Source organism: Atribacter sp. (genome assembly GCF_035418125.1).
Lineage (GTDB): Bacteria > Atribacterota > Atribacteria > Atribacterales > Atribacteraceae > Atribacter > Atribacter allofermentans.
In genome coordinates this window covers 1-9,617 of record NZ_DAOLQM010000058.1, presented here as the reverse complement: position 1 = coordinate 9,617, position 9,617 = coordinate 1, and the positions used below count along the sequence as shown (strand labels likewise).

The window sequence follows — 9,617 nt, the reverse complement described above, 5'->3', positions numbered from 1 at the left end:
CGATATTGTTGCTGGTATAGGAGCTCATGACCTTGAGAATAATAATTCAACCCTCCTCTATGTTGACATAGGAACCAATGGAGAAATTGTCCTCTCTGACCAGGGTAAGATTTATTGCTGTGGAACAGCAGCAGGTCCGGCTTTCGAGGGGGCTCAAATCAAGCACGGTACCCGTGCTACCCTGGGAGCAATTCACCAAGTAGAGATTGAAAATTCTGAATTAAAAATATACACCATTGGAGATGTAGCGCCAAGAGGAGTTTGTGGAACTGGACTCATTGATGCATTGGCTTGTTTAATCAAGGGAGGTTCTATAGCATCAAATGGAAGATTACAAAAAGACAATCATTTGTTATCTTCTCGAATACAGGCAGAAGGGAAAAGCCCTTATTTTGTTTTAAGTCATGATCCACAAATTATTGTAACCCAAGAAGATATTTCTCAACTTCAATTGGCTAAGGCAGCCTTACAAGCGGGAAGGAAAGTTTTGCTCCACCAGGCCAAACGAGAAGAATCAGATATTGACCAGGTAATATTGGCAGGAGCTTTTGGGAGTTTTATAAATCCAGAGAGTGCAATGACTGTGGGTATTATCCCAAGGGTAGAAACAGTATTATCAGTTGGAAATGCATCATTGCTTGGAGCCAAAAAAGCCCTTCTTTCGAAAGTATTTCGAGAAAAAGTTGAAAATTTAGCCAAAAAAGCACAATATGTTGAATTATCAGCTCGTGCTGACTTTCAAGAATATTTTTATGAGGCCTTAATATTTGAGAAAAATTAAGCAAATTTTGTTTATAATGATTTTTCGTTATTTTAGGTAAGAATTAAAAAAATAAAAAAATTTATTGGAAGCAGGTTATAAATTTTTCTGCTCAGTGATGGGAGGATATTAATAATGGCAGTAGTAAAGTCATTTAACGGATTTCATTATTCACTTGACCTTTTAAAAAATAAGTCTTTTGAACGCTTGGCTGCACCCCCTTATGATATCATCAGCGAAAGAGACAAAAAGAGATTAACAGATGATCCAGATAATATAGTTCATATAACCTTGGGTAAGAACGAAAAAGGGTATGAGGAAGCCGCGCAACTTCTTAAAACCTGGATTCAACAGGGTAAAATTCAAAGGGATCCGTCACCAAGTTTATATATCTACGAGCAAGAATACACAATCAATTCACAACCGGAAAGAAAAAAACGCACCGGCTTTGTCGGCTTGGTTCGGCTGGAAGAATTTGATAAAAAAATCATTATGCCACATGAGAAAACCATGCCTAAATATTCTCTTGACCGTTTGGAATTATTACGAGCAACCAATGCTAACTTAGAACAAATTTTTGGAGTTTATAACGATTCCACCGGTCGTATCGATGCAATATTAGAAGAAAGCAAAACATCTGAAAACTTTCTTTTCCAATTTGAGGATTGGCAGGGAACTCTCCACACTATTTGGAGGCTTTCTGATCATAACGCTATTAATCAAATACGCCTTTTTATGAATCCTCGAACCATAATAATTGCTGATGGACACCATCGCTATGAAACGAGCTTAATGTACCGCCAGGAAATAAGAGAAAAACTTGGTGACCCGATGGAACCAATTCCTGCCGATTATGTAATGATGACATTGATCAATTTAAAAAATCCTGGCCTTTTAGCCTTGCCAACCCATCGGCTTATTCATGGGCTTCCTGAAAACCAGATCAAAGGGTTTTTTGATAAAGCTAAAAAATACTTTGAAGTTAATCTTTTTGCTAACGAGAAAGAGTTTTATGAATATTACCAAAATGCTCCTTTAATGACTATCGGGGCTTATTCAAAAGTTGAAGAGATATGGGGAACAATCACTCTGAAAAAACCTGAAATCATGGATCAAATAATGGAAACCGAAAATGTTAATCGATATATCGATACTTGCATCCTTCATGAGCTTATCATGAAAGAATTATTAGGAATTGATGAAGAAATGCAGAAAAATAAAGATTACGTTGATTATTTGCGAGGGACTAAGGATGTTGTTCAGGTTGTAAAAGAAGAGAATAAGCATCAGATTGTATTTATAATGAAGCCAACTCCTATGGATGATGTTGAAAAATCAGTTCTTCATTCTCAAAGAATGCCACAGAAATCGACCTATTTTTATCCAAAAGTATGGAGTGGCTTAATCATTCGTTTGTTGGAGGATTAATTAATAAAAGCTATGAATCAAAGAAAAGCACTATTTCAAATTGCTCTGGATATACTCACCAAACAGGAAGCCAAAAAATTGTTAAAACCAGAGGTTCTATCAGTTGTTGATATTGTAGAAATAGGTACCCCACTTATAATGCGATATGGCTTATCAATAGTTGAGCTAATTAAAGACTGGACAAAGGGTGATAAGATACTTTTTGCCGATACAAAAATTGCTGATGCTGGTCGTTGGGAAACAAATGAGACTATCTCTGCAGGTGCTAATATGGTGTCGGTTTTAGCCGGAGCCTCTACTTATACTTTGGAAGAAGTACGAGATGCTACTCAATTAAACCAAGCCAAAATGGTGGTTGATATCATCGATCTCTCCTTGTCCGATGAGAATAAAATAAAATTTATTTATTCCTTATGTCCGGATTATTTATGTATCCATCTGTCTACTGATGTTGTAAAGAAAGGTGGTTCTTTATTAGAATTTTCCCGTCAGTCGTCTTTTGTTTCTTCTCGTCGTTTACCCCTAATGGTGGCGGGAGGTATTCATTCTCTTAATCTCCCAGAAATTTTAAAAAGTATTCAACCAGCTATTGTTGTGGCAGGATCTTCGATAACAAAAGCCTCTAATCCTAAGCTCGAAGCTCAGAATATGAGGAGGATTATAGATGAAACAATCTTTTTTTGAATCAGTACAGCAAGTGATTAATGAAACTCATTCCTTGCTATTGACCTTGAATTTAGAAGGGGTTTCTAAGTGGTTACACTTTATAGACTCTTTAAGGGCTAAACGCCGTATCTTTTTTTGGGCTCGAGGAAGAAGTTTTCTAATCCTCCGGGGTTTTGCGATGAGATTGATGCATCTGGGTTACGAGGTTCACATTGTTGGCGAGGTCGATTGTCCCTCCATTGATAAAGAAGATGTATTAGTAGTTGCCTCTGGTTCAGGTTCAACTGGATCAATCCTTTTATTTGCGGAAAAAGCCAAAAAAATCGGCGCGACAGTTGCAGCAATTATAGGAAAACCCGAAACACCGCTTCATCCTTTTTGTGATTTAGTGGTTGAGTTTCATCCTGAAATGACTCCTGAGTCACAACAACTCAGTGCGAATGGAGGCGGTACACGTTTTGAGCATTCCTTAATGCTATTCTTTGATGGTTGTATTCTCAACTTGGTTTATGACAAACGAGATCTCGCTTATCAAGAAATGATGAAGCGACATGCTAATTTAGAGTAAAAAGTTCTAATGATAACTCAACTTTCGCACCATAATAATTACTGAAAAACTCCCAAAACCCATTGTACCTTTGATGGAAAACCTTTTTCTCTCTTTTCAATTGGATACAGAAAAGACCACAGGGAAACATCATTAGTTTAATGGTGATTAAACTCAATCTTATTACCAAACTACTTTAAACCCGTATTGTCTTTGGCCAAAATAGAAAATAAAAAAACCGGTGGCTATTACTCTTATCAACTGATCTTTCTCTTTTGAGGAGACCAGATCATTACCCTCTATGGGAAGTACTGGTATATTGTAGCTAATCTTCAAACGGTAAAGTCTTTTTTGAGACTGACTCGAGAATTTAGGATTCGATCTTATAATGAACTGATTACTCAAACTAGCACTATCTTTATCATATATATCATGCTGGCGGTAGTGAACTGGAGAAATCAAGATCCCCGAACCTTGAAGAGCTCTTTTACATCTGCTATGATGAGGTTCAGGATAACTTTTATGGAAACTTTGACTTTACCCCTTGAACTCCTTAAATCCACTATGAAAAATGTTTTTAGTCATTCAAAAAAGATCAAAAAGATACCATCTTATTTTGTCAATAGTCTTTCAGCATGGTTGAAAGAAAAAGTGTTATTATAGAACTATGAATGTTGAGAATGCTAATTTTAAAAATATAAAAAAATATAAAAAGAATAATCAAAATGATTCAATTCAATTAATTGAAAAAATATTTTTAAATGTTAAAATATGAAAAGGTATTGTTAAGAAAATACCATATTTTGGGATAATTCTTAAAAAAGGTAGGTGATGCTCAAAAAAACGGTGAAAAGAGTTGTATGAGATAGTGAATTTTCAAGAAAAAAGGAGAGGAGAAATTTAAGAATGAAAAAACAATGGGTGAGTTTTGTGGTGGTTGTTATAACGTTTCTTATGTGCTGTGGTTTAGCGATTGCCGAAGAAGATGTTATTAAAGTAGGAATAATGTATAGCCTCACGGGTACGGGAGCGCCAACCGGTAAAGCTCAGTCAGAGGGAGCTCTTCTTGCTGTTAAAGAAGTTAATGAAGCAGGAGGATTAACAATAGGGGATAAAAAGTATCAAATTGAAGCAGTTGTTCGAGATGATGAAACAAAACCTGATGTTGCAGTTCGAAGGTATCGAGAATATATTGAAGAAGGAATCACGACCTTGGTGGGTGGAACCTTCGCTCACGTCAGTACAGCTATAAATGAACAAGCGTTAGATGGTAGCGCATTTGTAATGGTTACGAATTCAATTGAAGAAGCTGTATTTCGTAAGGAAAATAAAGCTCCTTACTATTTTACTTCACAAGGTGCTGTAGATGCGATAGGTCGTATGACCTCGGAATATGTGATTCAGACTTATAAACCAAAATATGTTATAGCTTGCCTTCCTGACTATGCATATGGTCATGGAGTTGGTGTTGGGATGAAGCAAGTTTACGAGAAATATCCTGACATTAAATTAGAATTTATTTGGACTCCGGTAGGAACTCCTGATTATACTTCTTATATACTCAAGATCATTGAATCCAAGCCTGATGTGGTACAGATGGGGCAATGGGGTACTGATGGCATTGAAATACTGAAACAAGCTTACGAGTTAGGTTTAAGCAAACATACCAAGATTTTTTACAATGCTATTGTAATAAGTATTGCTGCAGGTATCCCACCCGAAGCTCTTAATGGAGTAACAATGGGAATGTGGCTGTACCATGATTTAAGCCAAATTAAAGAAAAAGATATAGAGACCTATGAAAATGCCGAGAAGATTCGGGCAGCCTTTATGAAAGAATATGGTGAACAACCCGATGTAATGGCTGCATATGCCTACATAGGAATGAAGGAAACCCTCCGGGCTATGGAAGCTGCTCAATCAACTGATCCAGCAAAGATGTATCAGGCATTATTGGGGAGTCCCGATTTCCAAAGTTTTAAAGGACCAGGTACTTGGCGTCCTGATGGGAGACCTTTTTACAAGTACGCTTACTTTGTTGGTGAAGGAAAAGGGACTGAAGGACGCGTTGACCAATGGGATTTTGCCAAAATTACTGATTTCTTTGAAACCGAAGTTCTATGCTTACCATTAGCGGAAATGGGGTATGAGTGATAGTAAGCTGACATGGCTCCCTTTAAAAGGGAGCCATGCTTCTTTTTATTCAAAGAGAAATTGGTTTGAGGAGGCCAACGTAGATGAGCTTACTAACGACGAATGGATTAGTTAAGCACTTCGGGGGTTTAACTGCGGTCAACGATGTAAACCTTTCTATAGAGGAAAATGAAACTTTAGGGATTATTGGGCCAAATGGGTCAGGAAAAACCACCCTCTTTAATCTATTAACTGGCTTCTTTCTTCCATCATCAGGTAGAGTATTCTTCCAAGGGCGGGATATAACCCGTCTATCGCCAGAAAAAAGAGTAAGCATGGGAATGGTGCGTACCTTCCAGCTCGTATCAGTATTTAATTCCCTCAAAGTATGGGAAAATCTGGTTCCTTGTATAACTTGGAGTTACAAGTTTCATCACTCATTTTGGAAGTTTTTAACCTCTTCTTCTCATAGTACTTGGGACAGTTCCCTAGAAGCATTGAAGCTTGTCGAGCTTGAAGGCTATGCCCATGCAGTAACTGCAGAGCTTTCCTATGGTGACAGAAGGCTGCTTGAGATTGCCCTTTCTCTTTCTTTGAAGCCTAAGCTATTACTTCTCGATGAACCATTCAGTGGTTTAAGTGATGTTGAAATAACCAAAGTTCTATCGTTATTAAAAATTCTTAAAAGTAAAGTAACAATTGTCATAATTGAACATAAAATATCAGCAATTGTTGATTTTGTGGACCGGCTCAGCGTAATGAATGAAGGGCATATCATTTGCGAGGGGGATCCATCTGAAGTTCTTAGAGACTCTTTAGTTAACGAGTGTTACTGGGGCAAGGAGGAAATGTTTGAAGAAGAAGGACAGCGTGAAGCCTCTTTAGATCAAAATTAAAATTGTCTTTTTAGGGGGGAAATGTAAGGTATGCTAAAAGTAGCAGATGTTGACGTTGCTTATGGTCACGCAAAGGCGCTGTATAACATATTTCTTGAGTTAGAAGCAGGAAAAACCCTTTTTGTCGTGGGCAGAAATGGAGCAGGTAAAACAACACTTCTCAAAAGTATAGTAGGACTTATTCGACCCCTTAAGGGTTCGATTTACTTTGATAATGAAGATATAACAGGTTTTTTGCCAAATAAGCTGTATCATCGAGGAATTCGTTATGTTAATCAGGATAAGAAGGTTTTTGGTAGCCTAACTGTTCAGGAAAACATAGAAATTGCTGCATTCTCAAGCTCTGAACCTCTTTCTCAAGCTCTTAATAAGGTTTTAGAAATATATCCCAAAATGGAAGAATTTCTTCAACTAAAAGCCGGTCAGCTGAGTGGTGGACAAAGACAAGTTCTCCTCATTGGACAAGCCTTAGTTGGTGATCCAAGATTGGTGCTTATTGATGAACCCACACAAGGCTTAGCAGCTGTTGTCATTAATGACATTGCTAAGATATTAAGTCGTTTAAAAGGAAAACAATCGACAATCATTGTTGAGCAAAATCTTCCTCTTGTAAGTCGTTTGGCAGACCAAGTTGTTATACTTAAGGAAGGGAAGGTTTCCCGAATATTAGATGATGTTTCAGAGATCCGCAACCTAGTTCTTTTAGAGAAATCTCTTTAGGTTCGATTAAGATTAGGAGAAGGGGATAGAGTCTTATGAGGAATGTCCTTAATAAGAAAAGAAGGGTAATTCAGATTTTTACTATCTGGTGGGGTCAATTAACCAAAACCAATGTTGGGCGGCGAATTTTTGAGTTAATCTTTCTAATCATCGTCTTTTTATTTTTTATCCCTTTTCTAGGCACCCATCGAGCAACCGATTTTGCGATTTTTTGTATTATGGTGTTATCTTTTGATCTTTTATATGGATATATGGGAAGACTGTCTATGGGACATCTTCTCTATTTGGGAGTGGGTGCTTACGCTACAGGTCTTTCCCTTCGATATCTTACTTCAAATCCTTTATTAGCTATTGTATTTGGAGTGCTGGCTGCTTGTGTGGTAGGAATGGCAGCGGGATCTATTGCTATTCGAGCAACTGGAGCGTGTTTCGCCTTGATTAATCTTGCTTTTAACCGCGTTGGTTGGTTTTTGGTAATGTCACCCTTAAAAGCTATCACCGGAGGAGAAAATGGTTTGAGTGTTAGAAACCTTAGTTTCAGTTTTTTTAATTTTAGAAATCCAAATTTTCGTTTCTGGTTTGTCTTAATTTCCTTAATATTTGTTTTCTTTTTCCTCCGAGTAATCACATCCTCTTCATTTGGAGTTCTATTACGATCAATAAAGGAGGATGAAAAACGAGTGAGGTTTTTAGGTTATAACACCTACTATTATAAATGGATTAATTTTATAATTTCTGCATCTGTCGCAGGTTTTGCCGGAGCTTTAACAGCATTGAATTATGGCTACATTAATCCCAATGTGCTCGATGTGAATGCAAATTCGGGTGTTATATTCGCTTGTTTAATAGGAGGTCCTGGATGTCTTTATGGATCGATTGTTGGTGGAATTATTTATATGTTAATTACAAACCTTCTTCCCATTTATTTCCAGCGTTGGGAACTTCTTCTTGGGGTATCATTATTACTCATCGTTTTCAGATTTAGAAAGGGCATCTGGGGTGGTCTGGAAACTCTATTTAATAGAATTGCTGCTCGTGAAAACTCCGACCCGCCTTTGGAGAAAGGGGTATCCAAATGATCTATGCAATTATGTACGGATTGACTATTGGAGCAGTGCTCTATCTTATTTCTATTGGTCTATCTTTAACCTTTGGAACCATGAGGGTAATCAACTTTGCACATACGATTACTTATACAATTGGGGCTTATATTTTAGCAGCATCAGTAAATGACTTTGGTATACCCTTTCTATGGGGAGGTATTTTAGCGGTTTTGATCGCTGCTTCGGTGGGTTACTGTATTGAGCGCTTCATCATCCGACGTTTATATGGGGAATCATTGGATTATACTTTTATTGCGACCTTTGCAGTTTTTCTAATTGGAGTTGATATAGTAAAGTGGGTATGGGGTGTGTATCCGAAACCGCTCAGCGATCCGATAGGGAAGTCTATCGATTTTTTAGGATTTGTTTTTCCAGTTTACCGTATTTTTGTAATTCTTTTAGCGATTTTAGTATTTTTTGGGCTTGAACTATTCATAAGAAAGTCCATGGTTGGCAAGATTATCAGAGCGGCGCTGGATAATAAAGAAGGAGTACGTTGTCTTGGTATACGAGTTGAGAAGTATTTTTCTATTGCCTTTGTTTTAGGAAGTGCTCTTGCAGCTGTTGGTGGAGTCTTATATGCACCTATTACAGCGGTTCATCCTTACATGGGTTTGAATGTCTTGCTCCTCTGTTTTGCCGTGGTTTTAACCGGAGGAATGGGAAACTTACGAGGGACTTTTTTTGCTTCCTTTATATTGGGCATGCTAATTTCAATTACAGGTCGTTTTTGGCCTGCCGGATCTGAAATTGTGGTTTTTATTGCCATGGCTGTTGTGCTTTTCTTCAGACCAATAGATATTTGATGGTTATATTAATTTAATTCCGTAACGTTTAATAATATAGAACCATTAAAATTAAAAGCGTTCACTGCATATTTCTGCGAGAAATGGGTTCTATTGCTAAAATATCAACTCTTTAATGATAAGATTATTTATTATTTAAAAAAAATTGAAAGGTTTGATAAGTATTTAGTTTAAACTTTAAAAAAAATACTAAAGTAAATTGTTAGTAAGAATTAATAACTATTACCAGAGATAGAAATCAAAAAATTAATCATCCAAAGTAGAATTGTTCAAGGGCAGTGAATAAAAAACCATCATCTTAAGAATTGAAGATTTATAATAATGTAAAAAAATCCTTAACATAATATATTTTATCTATTTTTATAAAAACTGAATCATATTTTGTTTGGTGCTTATTCAAAAGGATAGTTTTAGTTTCGATAATTGAAAGGTACATTAAAATTTCGTATAATTTTTTATATAAAGTTTGATTTCTATCAGAAAGTGGTAATTATATACCAATTAAGGAGGAAAAGTATGAGATTACAAGACAAAGTTGTTATTGTAACTGGTGCTGGA

At 36.7% G+C, this 9,617-nt stretch carries 9 protein-coding genes; all 9 read left to right on the top strand.

What is annotated here, in order from left to right; genetic code table 11:
- The coding region (locus tag PLK24_RS04790; RefSeq protein ID WP_324476813.1) for an ASKHA domain-containing protein at positions 1-781 on the top strand (781 nt) is incomplete at its 5' end.
- A 114-nt stretch (positions 782-895) separates the two neighbouring features.
- Entirely contained in the window at positions 896-2,188 is a 1,293-nt protein-coding gene (locus tag PLK24_RS04785; RefSeq protein ID WP_324476811.1) for a DUF1015 domain-containing protein, read from the top strand.
- Positions 2,189-2,200: 12 nt separating this feature from the next.
- Positions 2,201-2,872: an orotidine 5'-phosphate decarboxylase / HUMPS family protein gene (locus tag PLK24_RS04780; RefSeq protein ID WP_324476809.1), complete on the top strand. Its 672-nt coding sequence runs from the start codon at positions 2,201-2,203 to the stop codon at positions 2,870-2,872.
- Positions 2,853-3,422, top strand: coding sequence for a 6-phospho-3-hexuloisomerase (hxlB, locus tag PLK24_RS04775; RefSeq protein ID WP_324476807.1), 570 nt, complete (start codon positions 2,853-2,855; stop codon positions 3,420-3,422). Before PLK24_RS04780 ends, hxlB begins: the two co-directional genes overlap by 20 nt.
- Positions 3,423-4,307: 885 nt before the next feature.
- Entirely contained in the window at positions 4,308-5,555 is a 1,248-nt protein-coding gene (locus tag PLK24_RS04770) for an ABC transporter substrate-binding protein (protein ID WP_324476806.1), read from the top strand.
- Between the two features lie 83 nt (positions 5,556-5,638).
- Positions 5,639-6,430, top strand: a complete 792-nt coding sequence (locus PLK24_RS04765) for an ABC transporter ATP-binding protein (RefSeq protein WP_324476805.1) — start codon at positions 5,639-5,641, stop codon at positions 6,428-6,430.
- A 30-nt stretch (positions 6,431-6,460) separates the two neighbouring features.
- The gene (locus tag PLK24_RS04760; protein ID WP_324476804.1) at positions 6,461-7,150 is read left to right on the top strand and encodes an ABC transporter ATP-binding protein; all 690 of its coding nucleotides are present in this window, start codon (positions 6,461-6,463) and stop codon (positions 7,148-7,150) included.
- A 35-nt stretch (positions 7,151-7,185) separates the two neighbouring features.
- A complete protein-coding gene (locus PLK24_RS04755) occupies positions 7,186-8,229 on the top strand; it encodes a branched-chain amino acid ABC transporter permease (RefSeq protein ID WP_324476803.1) in 1,044 nt (347 codons plus the stop codon).
- On the top strand, positions 8,226-9,059 hold the full coding sequence (locus PLK24_RS04750; protein WP_324476802.1) for a branched-chain amino acid ABC transporter permease: 834 nt from the start codon (positions 8,226-8,228) through the stop codon (positions 9,057-9,059). The genes PLK24_RS04755 and PLK24_RS04750 overlap by 4 nt, the downstream gene beginning before the upstream one ends.
- Positions 9,060-9,617: the final 558 nt, after the last annotated feature.

What these genes read in the sequence shown, in the direction of transcription:
- PLK24_RS04765 (WP_324476805.1), top strand. Translation starts at nt 5,639, where the DNA reads ATGAGCTTACTAACGACGAATGGATTAGTTAAGCACTTCGGGGGTTTA.
- PLK24_RS04785 (WP_324476811.1), top strand. Translation starts at nt 896, where the DNA reads ATGGCAGTAGTAAAGTCATTTAACGGATTTCATTATTCACTTGACCTT.
- PLK24_RS04755 (WP_324476803.1), top strand. Translation starts at nt 7,186, where the DNA reads ATGAGGAATGTCCTTAATAAGAAAAGAAGGGTAATTCAGATTTTTACT.
- hxlB (WP_324476807.1), top strand. Translation starts at nt 2,853, where the DNA reads ATGAAACAATCTTTTTTTGAATCAGTACAGCAAGTGATTAATGAAACT.
- PLK24_RS04780 (WP_324476809.1), top strand. Translation starts at nt 2,201, where the DNA reads ATGAATCAAAGAAAAGCACTATTTCAAATTGCTCTGGATATACTCACC.
- PLK24_RS04770 (WP_324476806.1), top strand. Translation starts at nt 4,308, where the DNA reads ATGAAAAAACAATGGGTGAGTTTTGTGGTGGTTGTTATAACGTTTCTT.
- PLK24_RS04750 (WP_324476802.1), top strand. Translation starts at nt 8,226, where the DNA reads ATGATCTATGCAATTATGTACGGATTGACTATTGGAGCAGTGCTCTAT.
- PLK24_RS04760 (WP_324476804.1), top strand. Translation starts at nt 6,461, where the DNA reads ATGCTAAAAGTAGCAGATGTTGACGTTGCTTATGGTCACGCAAAGGCG.